This window comes from Pedobacter miscanthi (assembly GCF_032678605.1).
GTDB lineage: Bacteria > Bacteroidota > Bacteroidia > Sphingobacteriales > Sphingobacteriaceae > Pedobacter > Pedobacter miscanthi_A.
Map to the genome: position 1 here is coordinate 45,994 of NZ_JAVTSU010000008.1, position 21,085 is coordinate 67,078.

The 21,085-nt window shown below is 39.1% G+C and carries 17 protein-coding genes; 6 read left to right on the forward strand and 11 right to left on the reverse strand.

Annotation, left to right across the window (positions count from 1 at the left end):
* Positions 1 to 12: 12 nt before the first annotated feature.
* Both R2R28_RS13250 and R2R28_RS13255 read right to left on the reverse strand, forming a co-directional pair.
* Positions 13 to 1,917, reverse strand: coding sequence for a M56 family metallopeptidase (locus tag R2R28_RS13250; RefSeq protein WP_316826166.1), 1,905 nt, complete (start codon positions 1,915 to 1,917; stop codon positions 13 to 15).
* A 30-nt stretch (positions 1,918 to 1,947) separates the two neighbouring features.
* Entirely contained in the window at positions 1,948 to 2,337 is a 390-nt protein-coding gene (locus tag R2R28_RS13255; RefSeq protein ID WP_316826167.1) for a BlaI/MecI/CopY family transcriptional regulator, read from the reverse strand.
* A 783-nt stretch (positions 2,338 to 3,120) separates the two neighbouring features.
* Here R2R28_RS13255 and R2R28_RS13260 point away from each other — a divergent pair.
* Positions 3,121 to 4,182 (forward strand): response regulator, encoded by a 1,062-nt coding sequence (locus R2R28_RS13260; RefSeq protein WP_316826168.1) that lies wholly within the window; start codon positions 3,121 to 3,123, stop codon positions 4,180 to 4,182.
* Positions 4,183 to 4,480: 298 nt separating this feature from the next.
* Entirely contained in the window at positions 4,481 to 5,140 is a 660-nt protein-coding gene (locus R2R28_RS13265; RefSeq protein ID WP_316826169.1) for a hypothetical protein, read from the forward strand.
* Between the two features lie 64 nt (positions 5,141 to 5,204).
* Here R2R28_RS13265 and R2R28_RS13270 read toward each other — a convergent pair whose 3' ends face one another.
* Positions 5,205 to 7,451, reverse strand: coding sequence for a chlorophyllase/cutinase-like alpha/beta fold protein (locus tag R2R28_RS13270; RefSeq protein ID WP_316826170.1), 2,247 nt, complete (start codon positions 7,449 to 7,451; stop codon positions 5,205 to 5,207).
* A gap of 248 nt (positions 7,452 to 7,699) precedes the next feature.
* Between R2R28_RS13270 and R2R28_RS13275 the strand changes: the two genes are divergently transcribed.
* From R2R28_RS13275 to R2R28_RS13285, 3 genes are read left to right on the forward strand one after another with little or no spacing between them, the layout of a single operon-like run.
* Complete coding sequence (locus R2R28_RS13275; RefSeq protein ID WP_316826171.1) at positions 7,700 to 8,350, forward strand: FadR/GntR family transcriptional regulator; 651 nt, start codon at positions 7,700 to 7,702, stop codon at positions 8,348 to 8,350.
* Positions 8,351 to 8,361: 11 nt separating this feature from the next.
* Entirely contained in the window at positions 8,362 to 9,195 is an 834-nt protein-coding gene (locus tag R2R28_RS13280) for a sulfite exporter TauE/SafE family protein (protein WP_316826172.1), read from the forward strand.
* Positions 9,196 to 9,205: 10 nt separating this feature from the next.
* On the forward strand, positions 9,206 to 9,607 hold the full coding sequence (locus tag R2R28_RS13285; RefSeq protein WP_316826173.1) for a DUF1634 domain-containing protein: 402 nt from the start codon (positions 9,206 to 9,208) through the stop codon (positions 9,605 to 9,607).
* A 254-nt stretch (positions 9,608 to 9,861) separates the two neighbouring features.
* Here the strand turns inward: R2R28_RS13285 and R2R28_RS13290 are convergent, their stop codons facing one another.
* Entirely contained in the window at positions 9,862 to 10,716 is an 855-nt protein-coding gene (locus tag R2R28_RS13290) for an NAD(P)-dependent oxidoreductase (RefSeq protein ID WP_316826174.1), read from the reverse strand.
* A 170-nt stretch (positions 10,717 to 10,886) separates the two neighbouring features.
* Here R2R28_RS13290 and R2R28_RS13295 point away from each other — a divergent pair, with 170 nt between their 5' ends.
* Positions 10,887 to 11,990, forward strand: coding sequence for a DNA alkylation repair protein (locus tag R2R28_RS13295; protein ID WP_316826175.1), 1,104 nt, complete (start codon positions 10,887 to 10,889; stop codon positions 11,988 to 11,990).
* On the opposite strand, the gene R2R28_RS13300 is transcribed toward R2R28_RS13295, so the two are convergent.
* The 7 genes from R2R28_RS13300 to R2R28_RS13330 form a co-directional block, all read right to left on the reverse strand.
* Positions 11,979 to 12,437 (reverse strand): NUDIX hydrolase, encoded by a 459-nt coding sequence (locus tag R2R28_RS13300; protein ID WP_316826176.1) that lies wholly within the window; start codon positions 12,435 to 12,437, stop codon positions 11,979 to 11,981. The genes R2R28_RS13295 and R2R28_RS13300 overlap by 12 nt on opposite strands.
* 116 nt (positions 12,438 to 12,553) lie before the next feature.
* Positions 12,554 to 12,745, reverse strand: coding sequence for a hypothetical protein (locus R2R28_RS13305; RefSeq protein ID WP_316826177.1), 192 nt, complete (start codon positions 12,743 to 12,745; stop codon positions 12,554 to 12,556).
* A 72-nt stretch (positions 12,746 to 12,817) separates the two neighbouring features.
* Positions 12,818 to 14,902, reverse strand: a complete 2,085-nt coding sequence (locus R2R28_RS13310) for a glycoside hydrolase domain-containing protein (protein ID WP_316826178.1) — start codon at positions 14,900 to 14,902, stop codon at positions 12,818 to 12,820.
* 326 nt (positions 14,903 to 15,228) lie between these two features.
* Positions 15,229 to 15,747: a DUF2911 domain-containing protein gene (locus R2R28_RS13315; protein WP_316826179.1), complete on the reverse strand. Its 519-nt coding sequence runs from the start codon at positions 15,745 to 15,747 to the stop codon at positions 15,229 to 15,231.
* 123 nt (positions 15,748 to 15,870) lie between these two features.
* Positions 15,871 to 16,494: a class I SAM-dependent methyltransferase gene (locus tag R2R28_RS13320; protein ID WP_316826180.1), complete on the reverse strand. Its 624-nt coding sequence runs from the start codon at positions 16,492 to 16,494 to the stop codon at positions 15,871 to 15,873.
* 92 nt (positions 16,495 to 16,586) lie between these two features.
* Positions 16,587 to 18,281: a sodium:solute symporter gene (locus R2R28_RS13325; RefSeq protein WP_316826181.1), complete on the reverse strand. Its 1,695-nt coding sequence runs from the start codon at positions 18,279 to 18,281 to the stop codon at positions 16,587 to 16,589.
* 100 nt (positions 18,282 to 18,381) lie between these two features.
* Positions 18,382 to 20,850 carry a PIG-L family deacetylase gene (locus tag R2R28_RS13330; RefSeq protein ID WP_316826182.1) on the reverse strand — a complete coding sequence of 823 codons (2,469 nt, stop codon included), beginning with the start codon at positions 20,848 to 20,850 and terminating at the stop codon, positions 18,382 to 18,384.
* Positions 20,851 to 21,085 lie beyond the last annotated feature (235 nt).

Consider the following 21,085-nt stretch of genomic DNA (forward strand, 5'->3'; position numbering starts at 1 on the left):
GCGCTTTTAGATTTAGTTTTTGTTGTTTTCGATCAGAAAGTTATACATCAGCGAATGGCTGTCATTTTTCAGAAATCTCTTTTTGTATTTTTGCTGAACAGTGGTATTTTGTTTTACGCCATTTACAACCAGTTCATCTTTATTGAGTTTGTAAGATAGTTTATTGGTACTGCTGATGATACCATCTTTCATCAGTTCCTGGTTAATTTCGCTTGTGTAATCATGACCATCGCCATTGGTAACCGTTTTTGAGGTAACCGTACGCTGCGAACCAGTCCTGGTACTTGCCCCTTCGTTATAAACCGGAGGTGTTGGCGGAGTAGGCGGAGTTGGAGGTGTAGCTGGTACTGCTATAGCAGCCTTTGGAGCTCTCGGCGGACGTGGGATTTTCGGAACTGTTCCATATCCTTGAGATTTATATTCTTTTGCCCATTTTCTATATTCCTTTGCATTTTCAGCAGCCTGTTTTGCATCATCAATTGCCTGTTTTGAATCAGCAATAGCTTGTTTTGAGTCAGCTTCTGCAATTTTAGCATCTGCAGCAGCTTGTTTACCATCTAATTCGGCTTGTTTGCTATCTATAACAGCTTGTCTGCTATCTATAACAGCTTGTTTAGCATCTTCTCTTGCACGCTTAGCATCATCTTTCCTCATTCTTTCATCAGCTTGCCGGGCTTTTAAGTCTTCCTTGGTTTCTTGCTGCTTTTGCTTTTCATCCAACTGTTTTAATTGATGGTCCATTTTCGCACTGATTTCTTTTTCCAGTTGATCTGCTGATTTTCCCTCAGCCGGTTTAGTTTTTTTAGTTGTATCCTGTACAACTTGTACCGAAGTGCTTATTTCTTTTTTGGTAACTGTTTTTGCACTACCTACGCTCTTAAACGCAGCAGTACAAACCACTACCGATACCAGGGCGATGGTTAATATTGTTTTTTCCATTTTGTTTAAAGTTGAATTGGTGTTAAATAACATCCTGCTTACTCTATGTAGCAGGCTACCTTTCCTGCCCGTAACCGCCATGGCATAAGCAGGTGCACGCTGCTTAAATTCCTGGCACACGATAAGGGCCTGAACATAATTTTTGCGATCGTTTACACAGGCGATGGCCAAATCATCGCAGCAATGTTCGCGTTCTGTTTTTATTAATTGCGATAGCCAAAGTACCGCCGGGTTAAAGAAGAAAACGATTTCTATAAAACTTTGTAATACGTTTACCAGGTAATCTTTACGTTTAATGTGAGCCAGTTCGTGAGAGAGAATGGCCTCTACCTCTGCATTGGATAAACCATTGAGTAAGCCTAAAGGGATCAGGATTAAAGGCTTAAAGTGCCCTACCACCATGGGTACCTGCGCAATACCCGATTGCACCACCTTAACCTGCTGCGTTAAACCTAGTTTTCGAGCAAGCTCGGCTAATTTTTCGTCCCATTTTTTACCGGCAGCATAGGTTTTGTTATTGCGCAAATAATGCACGCCATTAAGGCCAACCACCAGTTGGATACTTTTTCCACAGATCATCAGGAACCATACCAGTACGATCTGGTAAGCATAAGCATTCCACAAATTAAGTAAATTGTTTAGGCCCGAATATACATCGTGCTGTACGTTTGCAACCGCCTGCCGATCTGTTATTGCCTGGGGCAGATTAATGCCTTTTTGATGAATCACCTGCGATTGCGCAGGATAAACTGGATTCTGAAGGGCTATATAAAAAGTAAAACCTATTGCAATAACAAATAAACCCAAACATGCTGTAAGCAAGTTATAACGCAACGTTGCACTCGCCTTACGTGTGCTAAACATCACCAAACCAGCCAGCAAAGCTAAAATTACACCAAGCCATAGCGAGTGAAATAAGGTAGCACCCAGGGCATGAAGCCAGTTTTCAGGTAAAAGATGAGTTAATTTAAATTCCATTATTCTAGTTATTTAATATCTGGTTATCAATTAGTCCATGCCATCCAATAGCCGCTTAATCTCTTCAATTTCCTGTTTCGATGTTTTCTCATTACCCAAAAGCTGCATCATTAACTGCGAAGCTGAGCCTTTATATAACGTATTTACAAAACGGTCTAACAACTGAACTTTGGTTTTCTCTTCTGCCTCTACCGGAATATAAATGTGTTTCATTTGGCTTTCATCACGCTTTAAAATTCCTTTTTCAGTTAAAATCTGCATTTGCTTTAAAGTAGAGGTATAATTAACCTCCCTTTGTTCATTCAGCTTATCGTTTACAAACCGAACGGTCGACGGCCCAAATTCCCACAATACCTGAAGAATTTCTAGTTCAGCTTTAGTAGGTTCGGGCAGGCTATTTTCAATTTGTATATTTTTCATACCCCAAAGGTACGATATTTTTCGTACGATACAAATATTAGGTTTGTTATTTTCGATAAAAAAAAATAAAACGCTGATTAACAATGTATTAAATACAATCAAATCCTACCACCAACACAGAAATTTTATACAATCAAAAGCAAAAAAACATTAACTTTTATCAGCCAGGCAAATTTCGTGCGACATAAAATCATATTAATCGCTAAAAAAGCTTTCCTTCTGTGATTACTTAAGTATACAAAGCTTACTCCTTTTGACTACAATCAATAATTAATTTGACAATTATCAATCTAATTATGCATATTTATGCTGATTTTTATTGGATATTTGTCTATTAATTCCTATACAAACTTTTAAGAAATGCTTTTCTCAGAAACTTCGGTTAAAAAAATACGCCGTTTTTTTAACAGGTCGATTTATTTATTCCACGGCGAAATCAAAATATTCTTCCAGCCGGATGTTTTTAAACAAAGCATCCTATTTTGGAGGCTGTTTTATTTAAACAATCATAAATGAAGGTTTTTAGTTTGCTATACAACAATATCTCCTCACTTATCAATCTCATCCCGTTTTATTCGAAAAATGAAGGACTTAAACAAAGTTACGCTCAATTTTACCATAGTCCTTACCGTCGACAATTGTATCTCATTTTTTAAGCGGTCTATGTTTAATCCCGAACAGAAGCTTTTAAAATGCAAAAACAAGGTCCGGAAATAAGGTGTAAAGCCTTTTTTACTTATCCAGAAGGAAATTACTGACTTTAGGATTAAATATAAAATTTAAATGGAGGGATCTAAAATCTTGGTCGTACTGGAGGATTTTGATTTAAGGGTAAAAATCACCGAAATACTCACCATCGGAAAATACAATGTAAAATCGATAGATGGCGGTAAACAGGCGATTGACATGATCAGAAAAAATCCCGTAGATGTAATTATTTCAGGAATAAACGTACCAGAAATAGATGGATTTGGGATGCTACGCGTAGTGAACAAATTTATGGAAACGGCAGGAATCAGCTTTATCATGGTATTAAACAATAAAGATTACGACCTGGCGCGCAGGGTGATGGAGTTGGGTGCCGATGGCTACTTAATGCCCCCTTTTGATGACGGGGAACTGCTTAACCAGGTAGAAGTTAGGCTCAAAAAGAAACGGCTGCAGCACGAATTGTTTTTAAAACAACACATACAGCTAAGAAATATACAAAGCAGCAGAGACGATATTTTGTGGTTACGCTCAAGGTTTGAAGGAAGTTTACCCAGGCATTTCAAGAAAAATCAGGTACTGTATTATAGGGGAGAACCACGGGCACTGGGCTTGCATTACATTTTATCGGGAAAAATAAAAACTTATGTAGCCGATACGGCCGGCAATGTATTGATTACCGGTATTTATGGCCCTCACGAATATTTTGGGCTGCAGGGAACATTACTGGGTACCGAAAACAAGGAAATTGCCGAAGCCATTGATAGCAGCGAAATACTAACCATTCCTTTTGCCGAAGTGCAGCATTTAATTACCGACTACCCAGAAATATTCAGTGTTTTTGCAAAAGACCTGGCCCAAACCCTAAATGTACGCGATGAGAAACTATTGGATATTGCTTATTATTCGGTACGCAAACGGATTGCAAAGGCCATTATTGAACTAACCAAACATGGACATGATGCTGAAAACGGCAGGTTTATTCTTCCCAGATACGACCTGGCCTGTTTGGTGGGCATTGCAACCGAAACCCTGAGCCGTGTATTAGGCGATTTTGCCAAAGAAGGGCTGATTGAAAAGGACGGCAATAACATTATTGTACTTGACATTAACTCATTGATTATGATGAAAAATTAGCGCCTGCTACCTTTTCGAAATCAATGATGAATAGCCATAACATCTATTCTTACAGATAGAAATTACACATGAGAAAGATCAAGATAGGCACTGATCAAAATCAGAGGAAAATTGATTTTAGATATAGAATTTAGCGATAACTGATTTTAGTGAAAGATCAACATAATATTTTAAGCAGCGGCTATGCTAAAACAATTTAGAACATGAATGTTAGCCGAAAATCCCGAGCATGGGATTGAAGATTACCGTATTACAATACTGAACAAATGAAATATGTTACCTCAATTAATTAAATAAGATGAAATTAGGTTATACTAAATGTTTTTTAGAGGTTTTTCTTCTACTGTTAGACAGAAAGAAAGATAGGGCGGCCCTCCGTTTTTTGTACCGGCATACTACTTTTCAAAACATCCACCAGGGAGACACTCTTTTTGAAACCAACAACCTGGCTGCAAATGGGAAAATTATATATGTAGCTAAAGGCTTAGTAAATGGCTATATTACTGATGAAAACCAAAAACAAGCCAACATATGGCTGGGCAGAACGGGCAGTACCTATATTAGTGATGATTTTAGTTATATAGAGCACACTTTTAATATCCTGGCCATCGAGCATTCAACCGTGCTGATTATAGATAAATATGAATTTGAAGAAGGCTGCGCCTGGTATCCTGCACTAGACGCTCTATTTCATTCTTATTTTCTCCGTAACGCATTGACTGATGTTAACAACAGGAATATCTTCTTCAGGCTGCAGAATATAGAAAACAAGACCCGTTTATTTAAACGTATTTATCCCGGCCTGTACGAACGGATACCTGCAAAGCTGTTAATGTCTTACCTTGAAATGGATTCAACATTAAAATCAGGACAGAACCTGCAGTCGGGCCCTGTATATAGTGGTAATCTATCCAGCAATCAATGGCCATCATTATTCAGAGAGAGTTACCTCGATTAACCTTATTTGCTGTTGGATAACATGAAAAAGATTTTATTCAACAGCAAAAGATATAGCGTTGAAGTTATGGTTTATCCACCAATGAAAGATCGTCTAGAATGATATCTCCTGACCGCGTTTTATTAAAAATAAACTTAATTTCTTTAAGGTCTTTAATCTCGAATTTTGTTTCAGCGCCTAAAAGTTTATCAATATCGAAATAGAAAAAATCCGGCACAGCTTCCGAATTGGGATAATCGTTAAAAACATCAAATTTACTTAGGTTTTTAGCTACTTGCGGCTGCAGCAGGCTACAGCTACTTAAAGAAAAAGTGAGCTGGTGTTTTTTACCGTCTTCCAAAAGAATCGTAAAATCAATCGGTTTTGCATGGCCATCAGCATTTTCCTTTCCACTAGCGAGCGAAAAACTCAACATTTTGCCAGATAACGAAAGCGGATTGGAAAGTTTAAGTGAGAAAAAACCATGCTGATGTTTGGTTTTTAAGCTATCCCATCCTAAATAAGCAGCTTTGGTAACCTGCATACCCCATAAAAATTTATTCTGCTGCTCTTTCCATTCCCTCAAACCACTTGTGGTAATCTGCCCGCCACTAATGGTTGCAGAATTAACATTCACGTCTTCATCAAAATCGGCCAGTAATGTTTTTTGCGCCGGCTCAAACTGATTCATATAAATCTTTTTAGGGAGCCAGTTCCTACCAAACCTGGCATCCATAAAGAGTGGTTGATATCCTATTTTACCATTAATGGTTGCCTCTAAAAATGAACTGATATAAATGCTTAATATTTTTTGCTGCTCCTGCTCACCCATCAACTGTTTTAGGTTAAACCTATTAATACCTGGCCCTGTATCATCCCTCCGCCCCCATACAGTGTTAAACTGACCATGATTGGCCGCACTTAAATAAAGTCCAGCCTTAAAACCACTGAAACCAGGAGAAAACTGAATGCGTTTCATTGTGGCCAAACCACCATAAGTCTGCATATCCATATCCAGTGCACCCTGAATCACAAAATAATTAATATCCTTTGCAACTGTTAAAGTACCACCAGGTTTATACTGACCATCAACAGGGGCAATGGCTATAACCGCACCAATGTTAAAATTAAAGTTAAACCGCTCACGGGCATCATCGGGATAATGATTAAGTTTATTAAATACCGCTGCATGGGTTACCGCTTCTCCTCCTCTTGAATGACCAATGATGGCAATTTTATTCATATCCAGCTTTTTATAAAAAGTATTGCCCGGACTATTGTTCCACTTACGCAAAAGTTCAAGATGTTTTAAAAGTAGCCATGCCCTGGCCGCGTTTTCGGTTTTTAAGCCACCACCAAATACGTCCAGATCGGTTAGAGAGAGGTTCAGGAAATTTTCATCAACCGAAACCACCATATAACCACGACTGGCCAACAACTCCCCTAAAAAAGCATAACCGGGATCGGAAGGCTGCTGCCCCAAATGGTTTCCATGAATGATCATCACCACAGGCAAGGGTCCCTTTTTTTTACGTGGATACCAAACCAGCGCATTCATAGGTAAAGATTTCTGATCAAAACCAAAATACAACGTCCTGAGTTTTCCAGAAACGCCTGTCCACGAAGTCAGTAAACGTGATCCATCTATGCTGGTTGTTTTTACCCCCACATCTTTACCGAATTCTTTCCGCCACTTATCTTTTCCACTGCCATAAGTCATAAAAAAAGTTTTGTAAGGCCCTTTTAAAGATGGATCGGGTAAGTCGAGTGCTTTTGGTAATTCTCCTTTAAGTTTATAATTTACAATATCCTTTGGTTTACTCCCCTGGTTCAAGAAAATGGCAAGTCCTGAAACGAAGGCAAGTGAAGAAACGATCAGTACAGCAAACCAGAAAATCCGTTTCGCATTTTCTAATGGAAACAAATTTCCTTTTTTCCATTGGTAAATTCCCGTTAAAATCAGTACAGGTAAAATGACCATGGCCAAGATTAAGAACCAGCCATAAGTTGAAGGAAGATGGAAAAAATAAAAAGCAGCCAGATAACCAAATATAATGGCCACCTGATAAGTTGAAGGGATACGGGGAATCAGCTTTAATAACCAAACGATCAGAATAGAAATGATAACTCCGCAGGCGATATAAAATAACAGGTAAGCAATGAGGTATAAAGGGTTAATATGCTGATACAGGTATACCACATGCATCACTGATAGAAATACAACCACAAAAGCAACGATCAACTTCCCGGCAATGCGAGGTAATTTATCTGATGGGGAAAGGAATTCGACAGTACGTTTAAAGATGGATCTGATCTTTGAGATTATAGCCATAGTTTAATCAAATATAATAGGGATGTTTAAAAATCGCCTGTTAATAATTTAATGCTAACCGATGCCGGATGAAGCACTTAAAAAACAAATTAAGTAAAAATAGCAAGTTTTCAAAATCCTAAAAAGATGATTTTGAAAAACAAGTGATCAGATTTAAACTCCAGATCAGTTTAAAATGATATTTGCCGGACACAAAACATATGATGTTTAATTAAAACATCGTATGTTTGTACTGTTAATTAAAAACCATGAATCAGGAAAGCAGGCTTTTTGAGCAGATATCGAACAAAATCAGGAACAACATTAAAGAAGGCAAATTTAAAGTGGGAGAAAAAATTCCTTCTGAGCCAGCATTAATGGAATTATATGGTGTAGGTCGTTCTACCATTAGGGAGGCTATTAAATTGTTGACTTTATCCGGAATCCTTACTGTTCAGCAGGGTTTTGGAACAAAGGTTAACGCCATTCCGACCGAACCTATTGAACAACGATTACGCAGTTCTGATTTTGAGGAAATTAACCAGGTTAGGGCCTTGCTTGAACAAGAGATTGTTCGTTTAGCTACGCTTAACCGAACTGATGCAGACATAAAAACCATTGGTGAGGCGCTTGAAAAGCGAAAACTGGCTATCGAAAACGAATCGAGGCTGGCGTGTACGAATGCCGACATCGAATTTCACCTGGCCATTGCCCGGGCTTCCGGAAACGGGGTATTAAGCGATCTTTATGAAAGTTTCACCGTGATTATCCGCGATTTTTTCTCCAAAAGGGCACCGTCCGGCATCACTCATTTTGCCATGAGCCACCATTTACACCAGGCATTATTTGATGCTATAAATAACCGCAATGCTGATGCTGCACACGAAATTACCAACACCATATTGAACAACAATCATTAAAATATCAAATCATGTCAATTTTAACTTTCACCCTGATTTTAATCCTTGGGGCATACCTTGCAGGCCTGGTAGGTTCGTTAACCGGACTTGGCGGCGGCGTAGTCGTAATTCCTTTGCTTACCCTTGTTTTCCATGTTGATATCCGTTATGCTATCGGTGCTGCTCTGCTGGCATCCATTGCCAATTCATCGGGTGCGGCAAGTGCCTATATTAAAGAAGGGATTACTAATATCAGGCTGGGCATGTTTTTAGAAATCGCCACTACAGTTGGAGCCGTAATAGGTGCTCTAATTGCTGTATATACGCCAACCAATACCATTGCTATTCTTTTTGGTGCGGTACTTTTATTTTCTGCGGCAATGACCTTAAGAAAAAAGAACCAGGAGGCTTTAACAGAAGGCAGCAAACTTTCTGCCCTATTGAAACTCAACAGCAGTTACCCTACGCAAGCAGGCACAGTTGAATATAAACTTAAAAATGTTGGGGCTGGTTTTTCGATTATGACGGTGGCCGGTGTAATGTCGGGCTTGTTGGGCATAGGTTCAGGAGCATTAAAAGTACTGGCCATGGATACGGCCATGAAAATCCCATTTAAGGTAAGTACCACCACCAGTAATTTCATGATTGGCGTTACCGCAGCGGCAAGTGCAGTGGTATACCTGCAAAGGGGCTATATGGATCCGGGTATCGCGTTCCCTGTGGTACTTGGTGTATTGGGTGGAGCCTTTACAGGCGCTAAATTGCTTACCCGCATCAACCCTTCAACCTTAAGGATTATTTTTTGCATCGCCATCACTTTCGTGGCGCTGGAAATGATTTACAATGGTTACCATCACAAATTTTAAGTTAAGAAAAATGAAAAACATCATCTCAACACATCTGATACAAGATCGCGACGTAGAAAAAATTGTAGGCAAACTGTTAAGGTTTGGGGTAATTACCGCCAGTTTGGTTGTTTTACTGGGCGGCATACTTTTTTTGGCACAAAATGGTACACAAGCCAGGCCTGATTACCATCTCTTTAAAGGTGAGGAAAGCAATTTTATCACTTTCGAAGGCATTTTTATGGGGCTTTTTACTTTTAAGCCCATGGCTATTATCCAGTTTGGCGTATTGTTATTGATCATTACCCCAATCATGAGGATTGTATTCTCGCTGTTCGCCTTTATCCTGGAAAAAGATAAACTTTACGTGGTAATTACCTTAATTGTATTGGCGATTATTATGATCAGCACTTTTGGCGGCTTGAAAATTTAAAGAAATCACCATAAAAAAGTAGTCATTACGAGGAGGAAATCCCGAATTTCGGGAAAGCAATCTTACAATCCTTATAACCCATAGATTAAGATTGCTTCACCGAAAATTGGACAGACTGCCGGATAAAAAAATCTTCTCAGCAATAACGATTTACGGCAGAATATTTCCATATAGAAATTTTCTGCCGTTTATATTGGCTTTTTATACCAAAAATTAACATTCGAAATGACGTTGTTTTGAGGATACTTATCTTTCTACCCTTTTATCTGTTTAATCACTGCAATTAAATCTTCCTCTCCATATTTTTCAGATGCAGCCTCAAAAGTAGTAAGTGCGGTTTTAGCTAAAGGAGAAGCAAGTCCAATGGCTTTAGCTAAATTTAAATCTTTTACGATATGTTTAAGGGCAAAAGCTGGCTTATAGTTATCTGCTATGATGGCATCACCTTTAATTTTGGTAAAAATATTGGCTATAGCGCCATTGTTAATCAAATTTAGCAGGTCTACGGTTTCAATGCCTTGTTGATTGGCAAAGGTTACCGTTTCTGCCAAACCCTGTGTATACAAGGCCAATAACGAATTGATTGCTAATTTTGCAACATTACCCGCACCGGTATCGCCCAAACGCACCGCCATTTTACCCATTTTTTCGAGTATTGGTTTTACTTGTTCAAAAGCAGTGATATCGCCACCAACCATAATCACCAACTGACCTGTTTCTGCCTGTTTTACACTTCCAGAAACTGGAGCATCTAAATAGTAACCACCCTTTTCTTTGCATAATACCGCCATCTCTTTTGAAATTGCCGGAGAAACGGTACTCATGTTGATGATGATCTTATCTGAAATATCCGCACTGAAAAGTCCATCCGCTCCATTAAAAATCTGATCAATTGCAACGTCATCCGATACCATGAGTACCAATACGGCTGTTTGGCTGATCAGATCTTTCGGTGTTGCGGCAACTAATGCACCCATTTCTTTTAATGAGGTTTCTTTAGCTTTACTTCTGTTATAAACCGCAACGCTATAATCTGCTTTTATCAATTGTTCGGCCATTGGGATCCCCATGTTGCCCAAGCCGATCCAGCCTATTTTTGTCGTATTCATTCCGTAGTTTTTATGATAACAAATGTGCCAAAGAAAAAGCTGAAATTATTGAACAATTGGTAAAAATGACATTGTAAATAATTATTTTGAGTAACGCACCTCAAATACTAACAATATTAGTAAATTAGCGGAATTGTATATCGTGATTCCGACTAAAAATTACCCAGCATATGGCCAGCCTGCTTAAAAACTTATATTCTCCTGCATTTTACGATCGCTTAACCAAAGTTTTAACAGTCACCATCCCGGGCTTTGATAAACAAAGATTCATTAAAGAAATTTTTAGTAAGGATTTTGAATCGAAAGAACTGAAAGAACGGATGAAACATACCTCAAGGGTTTTACACGGTTTCTTACCTGAAGATTATCCAAAAACCATCGAACTGATCAATAAAACAATTGCACAGTTGAGGATGCAGGGGATTGGCGAAGATGGTTTAGCTTTCATGTTCCTGCCGGATTACATCGAAACATACGGCATCAATGATTTTGAAACCTCTGTTGAAGCATTAGAATTAGTAACTCAGTTTGTGAGCTGTGAATTTGCGGTACGCCCTTTTATTTTGAAATACGAAAAGGAGATGATTTTAAGGATGCAGCAATGGTCGCAACACGAAAGCTATAAAGTACGGAGATTGGCCAGCGAGGGCAGCAGACCGCGTTTACCATGGGCAATGGGTATTCCTTTTCTTAAAAAAGACCCAGGTTCTATTTTGCCCATCTTAGAAAACCTTAAAACAGATCCATCTGAATACGTAAGGCGCAGTGTAGCCAACAGCTTAAACGATATTGCGAAAGATCATCCGCAGGTGGTGGTGGATATAGCAAAAAAATGGTCGGGTTTAGGTAGCGAAACAGATGCCATTATAAAACACGGGAGTCGCACTTTACTTAAACAAGGTCATGCCGATATTCTTAAACATTATGGTTTAGATGATAAAGGAATTTTGTTAACGGATTTTAAAATTCTAACGCCAGAGATTAAAATTGGTGAAAGTCTGGAATTTTCATTTTCAATTACGAATGAAAATCCTGTTGAACAGCGGGTACGACTGGAATATGCCATTTATTATAAGAAGCAAAATGGCCAGAATACCAAAAAGGTATATAAAATTTCGGAACGCATTTATCCCTCAGGTCAAATGGTTAACATTATACGTAAGCAGAAATTTGTATTGATTACGACAAGAAAATTTCATTTGGGAGACCACCAGCTTTCGATGATTGTTAATGGAGCAGAAAAAGAAATTTCACACTTTATATTAACGGCTTAGCTTAGCTATCAATTCATCAAGAAAGGCTATTTGCTTTTCGTTAATGTATTTAACTGCCTGGTTGTAATTAAACCATGCAGCCTTATCTATTTCGGCAAAACTTTGCATTTTACCCGAGCGGGGTGGCCATTCTATTTCAAAAGTATTACTTACCAGGTTTTCGGGATCCAGATCGCCGGCTATTGCCCAGCATAACACTTTTTTGCCACCTTTTTGAACAATAGGGGTTAGTTCGATAAACTCACCCGATAAAGTTTTTCCTGTTTCTTCTTCAAATTCACGGATAGCTGCAATTAAAGGTTGCTCCTCTCCATCCGGTTCTCCTTTAGGTACGGTCCAAAAACCTTCGTCTTTCCTTACAAAAAATGGTCCGCCAGGATGCACAAGAAAAAACTCGAGACTTTCGCCTGTTTTTTTGAAAAGTAAGATTCCTGCACTCTGTTTCATAGGTTAAAATTGTAATTAATTTTGGCTAACTAACTTACATAAAAAAGCAGTCAAGTTTTTATCCTTAACTGCTTTGTATAATCTGGTATGATGAGATTTTTTTTTGAGGGCATTTTTTACAACAAACCGTATAAACCGTGGGCATAATTCCTTAATGATGACGATACCGTCTTCATCTTATCAGGTGACGGACCTTTTACCTTATATGCTTCCGGATGAAGCTCTAAAGGTTGTTCATTAACTGATTCTAAGGTGTTTTTGTTGCCTAGTGTTGCATTTTGTTCTTCGCTTAATTTTAAAGGTGCCATGATCTTAAATTTATACTAGGATAACATGATTAAATAAAATAAGTTTGCCCTTTTACACTATTTTTTATAAAATTATTTTTCAAGGCGCGAAATCCAGTTCTCTGTATCCGAAATTTTAACCGGAACGGCTGAAGCAACGATTTTTAATACCCCTCCTGCATTAATTTCATCCTGGGTAATGTAATTTCTCTTAAATGGTTTCCCGTTAAGAAAAACAGCCTTGATGTATTTGTTTTTGAGGCTAAAATTCTCCGTTTCGATGGTGAATATTTTTCCTTTTGGCAAATGATAACTTAACGAAGGAAATAATGGCACATTGAGGTAATATACCGGCCAACCCACGCAAGCAGGCGAAAACCCGCTTGCTGCAAATACATACCAGGCACTCATCGCCCCGGCATCATCATCCATAGTGCGCAGGTAAGCATGAGGCTGGTTTCTGTAAATTTTACCGATGTAACTTCCAATCCCACGGCTGTTATCGTTAAAATAATTCTGAATCACAGTATCGGCGGCCAATTGATGCATCCAATATTGCGATTTATAACCTGATTTGGTTACATTGTACATCAAAGGCACTTGCAAATCGGGCTCATTGGCGTGGTTATATAAATCACGGGCAAAAAACTCATCCAGTTTGGCCAGATATGATTCTTCTCCACCGTCCAACTCCATCAAGCCTTTAAAATCGTAAGGAACAAACCAGCGGTACTGCCATATGGTTCCCTGGTATAACCCACGGGCCTGCATGCGGTCTACATCATTTTTAGTCATATCCTTAAAATCTTTATTCCAGTATTTTTTATACTCCAGTGCTTTATCCAGGTAAAAATCCGATTTCTCCCTGTTATTTAAAACCTTGAAGATTTCAGAAAGTGCCCAGTTATCATAACTTGATTCTAAGGCTTTATCCGGCGATTTATAATCGAGACCATTTATTTCTTTCACCAAAGAATCGGCAATTTCATTAAAATCTACCGGATAACCTTTCCGGTAGGCATCCAGCAATACCACTATGGCATGCTCAGAACGTACCGTATTGGAAGGCTCATTTTGCCCGGCGTAATCTTTTTTACCCGAATGATAAAGATCGGCAATGGAGGTAATCATTCCAGTGTATTTATCCTGTTCAATTAGTGAAAGCAGGGGCAACTGTGTACGGTAATTGTCCCATATTGCCCAACCATTATAGCGGATTTCCTTATCTTTTTTAATTTCACCTTTGGTATTACGGTAGGTTCCATCCTCTTCTGAAATCACATAAGGCGACTGCATAGTGCGGTACAAAAGGGAATAAAACAGTTTTGCACTTTCCAAATCACCATTTACGGCTATTTTAGAAAGATTTGCATTCCAATCGGCTTTACTTTGTTCTTTTACAGCATTGAAAGGATTTTTATTGATTGAAGCTTTCGCCGCGGCTGCACTTACGGAAGAAAGTGCGATGTTAATGCCTGTTGAAGCCAGATCGTTTTTCAATGTTGCGATCAGTTTATGATCATCGATTACTTTCCATGATACGTTATCAGCAATTTCGAGGTAGTAGAATATTTTATATTTACCGGCACCACAAGTTGTTTTTGAGGTAACCCAGCCACTTACGGCATTTCCATTTACATCGTGTGATTCGGCGACAAAAGCACCGTTAAATGCATAGCCTAAATCGAGGTAAAAACCTTTTTCTCCTTTTGGAAACTGGTAGGCATGTTTTCCGGCTTTACCCAAAACGGTAAAACTTGCTTTGATTTTATTCCCGAAACCAACTTCGTAATAACCTGGGCTTGCCTTTTCAGAAACTTTGATCAATTCCGACTGTGCCGGATCGCTACCTAAAAACGGTTTAATAAAAATATTGCCACCTGATCCCTGGCAACCTACCCCCTCAAAACGGTTATGGGTGAAGCCTTCAAATTTCTTCGCCAAGTATTCGTAGCCGGTATGCGTTTTTGGATAAGTTTGCGGACCAATGCTTAACATGCTAAAAGGTGCAGAAGCCGCTGGCGACATTTGCCCGTGATCGGCAGAAGAGCCTAAAAAAACATTCACCTGATCTACAGGTTTTGCGGTTTTAATGGAAAAATTCTGTGTTTTTTGTTGTGCTAAAACGTTTAATGAAATAAACGGCAGTAAGGCCAATAATTTAATGGAAAACTTCATTATAGGATGCTTGATTGTAATTCGGCCTAAAATAACATTTTAACATGAAGTTGATATTATGTGTTAGGTTCTTTACAAAGGTTGCTGGTCAGGACTGGTATCCAACCCCTGGTTCCCAGGTTTTAACCGTTTGTTAGGATTAGAAATCCTAAGTTTCTAAGACGGGATTGCAAATCCCGACTAACAATACAATCATCGGGACTATAGCAGCTGGCGGGACTGCAGACCTACAAGAAATACTGCCCCTTCATTTTCCAAAAAAATAAGGCATAAAAAAAGCCGTCCCGATTTTACATCGTAACGGCTTTAAATAAATTATTTCTTTATTATTTAATGGTCACCGGAACTGAGATTTTATCCCAATCCAAAGAGAAACCACTTTTGGTTATTTTGTAAACCAAACGCTCTTGTGTAGCTTTTAATGCTTTGGTTTTAACTTCAACGCGCAAAGCATCTTTAGCTTCTTCGTATTTGTAAGCACCCCATTGTTTAGGTTCTTTGTTAAAAATTGCCGTCCATGTTCCGCTTTCTTTAGGGATTAAAAAGAAGCTGTATTTACCAGCTGCCAAAGGTTTACCTTCTACCACGATATCTTTATCGGTTTCGAAAGTTGTAGCTTCATTTGCACCGGCACGCCATACTTTGTCGAAAGCTTCCAAGCCTCCCCAGATTTTACGTCCTTTTACAGCAGGGCTGCTGTAGTTAATGGTGATGGTTGCAGCTTTCACTTTTCCTGTTGCTGTAGCTGCGGGACTAGGTTTAGGCTGAGCATCTTGAGCCATTGCACTTACAGAAACGGTAATTGCTGTAAATAGCAACGCGATTGATTTAATCATCGTTTTCATAGAATTATATTTATCTGTTTTTGTTGTTTTTTGATTTTACGAATTTATGGCTTTAGGTTGAATAAAACTATAATCCCAGTGTCTAAAAACGCTTAAATGGTTTTATTATTTCACAGGTATTTTTTATTTCTTCTTACCTACAAATCTGATTACCGAACCCTGCCCGTTATGGAACAAACCTTCGCTCAGTTCAATCTCCTTTTCTTCTAAAGTGATGACTTCATAATCAGGAAAGTCTGATTTTATTTCATCAATAGAAAACAGCATGTCGATTTCTTTTGGCCCGCCAACTTTCTCATTTTCCGCCAGGTAACCAAGGTGATTTTTACTAAAAGCTTCAAAAATAATTACACCACCTTTCTTTAAATAATTACTAAAGGTTTTATGGTAAGATGATTTAATTGCTGCCGGAAAGTGCGCATAAATCAGGGCGATGGTATCAAATTGTTCAGGCTTATAATTTAAGGTTTCCAATTCTCCAACCTGGTAATCGATGCTTACCTGGTTAGTTTCTGCCAACTGGAGTGCTTTATTTTTACCTTCAATGCTGATATCAAAGGCTGAGACATCCCAACCCAGTTTGGCAGCAAAAACAGCATTTCGGCCTTCGCCTTCTGCAGGAAAGAGTATTTTACCGGGGTTAAGCTTTTCTAATTCTGTTTTTAAATAGTGATTTGGTTGTTCGCCATAAGCAAACTCCTCTGTACTGTAACGGTCGTTCCATCTATCAACCCAGGCTTCGTTCATATTTCGCGTAATTTATTTTAATTGGTAAAAATAAAGGTATCGAATTTTGGACAGGGAGCTAAATGTCAATTATCTTCCTGAAGTAAAATAAACTATCTGGAAACGGTGTTTTTAGGCTGATAAAATAAAAGACCTAGCGCTGAAAATATAATTACCGCAAAGGCTCCGATTACGTTTAACCAAAGAAAGGAAACGATATCAAATTCGTATACCGCGATAACAGCAATTTCGGAGAGGATTGCGGCAATAAACACCAATGGTCCGTTTATCTTTTTAAAATAAAAGGCCACCAGGAAAATCCCCAGTATTGGGCCATAAAAAAGTGACCCCAACACGTTTACAGCTTCAATCAGCGATCCCATCTGTGTGGCAAACATGGCAACGGCAATAGAGAAAATGCCCCAGGCCAAAGTGTGTAGTCTACTATATTTCAATTCGGTTTCGTCATCCACTTCTTTTTTATTAAAAATGAGGTGCACATCTTTTAAGGAACAGGCAGCCAAAGAATTGAGCGCTGCAGAAATTGAACCCCAGCTGGCCAAAAAAATCACGGCAAAAAGCAGTCCGACCATCCCCATTGGTAAGGTGTTTTTTACAAAGTATAAAAAGATATAATTGGTATCCGTTTTTTCGGCATTGTAATTTGATTTGTTAATGGCGGCCTCTACCTTGCCATGCAGCTCTTTCACCTGCTTTTGGGTCGACCGAAAATCTGCTATCGAAGTATTTAACGCGGGTGATTGTTTTTCTTTTTCTTCAAGAATATGTTTTGATTGCTGACTGAATTTCTGTTCTAATGCATTATGCTCTTTTTCGAAAGCAGCTGCCTGCTGAGGTTGTGTTTCTTTTAAATATTGGTAAGAACGCTCATTAAAATATATGGGCGCAGGTTTTAAAGAGAAAAAAGCGAATAATAAGGCACCGATCAGTAAGATGGCAAACTGCATTGGGATTTTAACCAATCCGTTTAAAAGCAGGCCCATTTTTGCATTGGTATTGTCTTTTGCGGTAATGTACCGGCCAACCTGGCTCTGGTCGGTTCCGAAATAGGAAAGTGCAAGAAAAAATCCGCCGATCAATCCACTCCAGATGTTGTATTTATCTTTCCAGTCGAATTCGGTAGTAATTACATTCAATTTGCCCGATTTGCCTGCGAGATAAAGCGCATCTTTAAAACCGATCCCGTTGGGCATGTTCTGCACTAAAAGGTATCCGGCAAAAGCCATTGTACCTAAAATAATTAAAAACTGCAATTTCTGTGTATGGGCAATAGCTTTGGCACCACCAACGTAGGTATAAATCAATAATATTCCACCTGTTAAAACATTGGTTAAATAGATGTTCCAGTTTAAAACACTGGAAAGGATGATGCTAGGGGCATAAATACTGATCCCCGTTGATAAACCACGCGAAAAAAGAAAGAGCAGTGAGGTTAGTACCCTTGTTTTTTTATCAAAACGGTTCTCTAAATATTCGTAAGCCGTATAAACATTCAACCGTTGAAAAATCGGGATGAAGGTAATGCAGATCACAATCATTGCCAAAGGCAAACCGAAATAATATTGCACGAAACGCATGCCATCGGTATAGGCCTGCCCTGGCGCCGACAAAAAAGTAATGGCGCTGGCCTGTGTAGCCATAATACCCAGCAGCACAATGTACCAGGGCATTTTATTATCGGCTTTTAAGTAAGATGCATTGCTTTTTTGCCCACGACCGATAAAAACGCCATAAGTTACCACAGCAAGCAAAGTAAATATCAATACTGCCCAATCGATATTACTCATGCCCAGAATTTAGTAAAAAGGTAATAAAACACAATTTGGAATACCAGCGCCAGTGCGAGTAGTACATACCAGGTATTCCATTTTTTAAATTGATTTTTCATCACTTCCCAGCAGACAAAAAGTTAAAAAATAACCTGGCTGCACCAACGTTACCAGCAGGCAACTGTCTGAAAAAGGCTAAAGGTGTGTAAATAAAATTTCCTTTGCCATATTTTGCGTAAAGCGTTGATCCCTGAAGCGGTTCTTCACCCGTATCGTGCATTTCGAAAAGTGGCTCGTATTTAGCATCCCATTGATCAGGAAAATAAGCGCCACGTTCTTGTACCCAGCCTTTAAAATCATCGGCCGTAATTTTATTCGGGTAGTTTAAAAGTTTATGGCTAGGGTTTAGAAATTTAACTTCAGCGTTTTCTTCGGTTACCCTTTTGCCTCCAACGGTAAATGGATAAATGCCGAAATCCTGTAAAGCCATATCCTGCGTAGTATTGTATTGCATTACGATGGTTCCACCGTTTTCTACATAACTGCGTAAAGCTGTTTGCCAGTTTTTAATGCGTTTTTCGGTATTAATTACCCTAACTCCGGTTACCACGGCATCGTAACTTGCCAATTTTGCAGTGTTTAGGATATCGGCTTCAGATAGTACATCCACCTGTAAACCAGCCTGACGTAAAAACTCAGGGATTAAATCGCCAGCACCTTCAATATATCCGATTTTTTTAGCCAATATTTTCACATCACCTTTAATTAACCAGGTAGCAGCCGGAACAAAATATTGCAAGGTTGGCAAATGTGGGTATTGAATGAGTACCTGCCCTTTTGAATATTCATTCGCCTCAGAAGAGAAAACAGCTTCGAGTTTATTCTGACTGGTTTTTATTTTTGCCAGATCTTCAACCGAAAGCTGGAAATCTTTGGTGGTAATGGTGTTTTCAGCAAGATTGATCCCCTGGAAAGTTTTCACTAACTGGTTACCAATTTTGAAACTTACCTTGCCATAATTGATGTTTTTATTTGCCTTTAAACGAAGCGTAACATTTAAGGCTTCTTTTTCTTTTGCGAAATAAACGGGCTCGGCAAAACTTAAGTCGAGTGGTGGGATAACCCTAAGGGCTTCTACAATATCACCTTTAACAGGATCTAATTTTTTATAGGATAAAGGTAAACTCACCATAAATTTTTCACCTTCAATCTTTAACGATAACAACACATTAATGGGCGACTGCATTTCTGGCAAACCGATTAAAGTATCGTTGACTACACTGAAAGTAGCAGCATCTTTTGCAGGTTTAGCTAACCAATAAGGTTCGGTGAGCGCTGCATCGGCAGGAATCTGAATTTTACGTTCTATGGTAATCAGCGAATCGTTAGACAGGTTTCTGTTCAGGTTATCGGTTTGATTTATCCAATTAACACTTTCTACCTTTACCGGAGTAGCCGATCTTGCAATTAAATTTAAGCGGAAGTTATAGCCATTGCCTGCTATGGCTTCGGGTTGGTTGGTGACCACTTCACCCATAAAACCCGCACAACTTAAAATAATACGGTCAATAGCAGCAAGCTTATCTTTTCTGAGTGGTGCATCCTGTAACTCCGCGATTTTCTTTCTCAGCATCAATAATCCATGCAGGCTTTTATCGGGCTGATTGTAATTGAAAGATAACAGCACAATATCAATCAGTTCATCGATATCGCCAATCCCTTTTTCCGACCAGTTAAGGTTTATTCCATCAAATAACGTTCTCTTGGCAGGATCACCTAAAACATTGGTGAAATACTCTGAACGTACGCCAGCTACAGATTGCGTTCCTGCGCCCTGGCTTTTGTGTAAACTTCTGCTTAAACCAGCTAATTCGCCATAACCCATGCCCAATTGTGCATCATACTGGCCAACAGTAACTTTCAACTGATTTTCGGCAGTGGTATTTACTGAACCAAACCTAAAGGTATTCCAAAGGAGTCTTTTAGGCTGCCAAACTGAAACGTATTTAAGCTGGTTAGGGAACATATTTTTATCGGCTGCGGCTTTAAAAGCTTTTTCTGCAACTACAGCAGAAGCGGCATGCTGACCATGGCCAGCAGCAGCGGTAGGTGGAAAACGGCAGATAATTACATCTGGTCTGAATTTTCTGATCACCCAAACCACATCAGCGGTAATGCTATCAGCATCCCATTGTTTAAAGGTATCGTTGGTATTTTTAGAGAAACCAAAATCAATGGCGCGGGTAAAAAACTGCTGGGCGCCATCTAACCTGCGGGCCTCCAAAAGCTCGTGCGTTCTGATCAGTCCCAAAGCTGCACCCTGTTCGGTACCCAAAAGATTTTGTCCACCATCTCCCCTGGTAAGCGATAAATAGCCTGTTTCTACGTTCTGGTCGTTAATCAGCCACGACAATAAACCAGTATTCTCATCATCTGGGTGTGCAGCTAAATATAAAACCTTTGGAAGGTGTTTTAAAGTTTTCAGTTCTCTATAAATCTCAGCAGCTTTTGCGGGACGTACCTGTTGGGCCGCGCAAAATATTGCAGGAAAGCATAATATGAATATTGCAGTTAATCTTTTAAACATAGCATTTGTTTTGCACATCAAATATGCTCAAAAAGCTTTTAATTAACGCCACGGAAACGAAAAAGGTACAATTTAGTTTGGAGAGTGGTGTTGGGGTTGGGAGCCCTAAACCCACATTCCACAATCTGTGCCCTAACGGAAAGAGGAAATTCTCCATCTGTGGTCTGTGTCACAGGCCAATAGTTTTAACATCGTTTTGTTCTGCGAGGACATATATCGGGGAAAATCCACAACC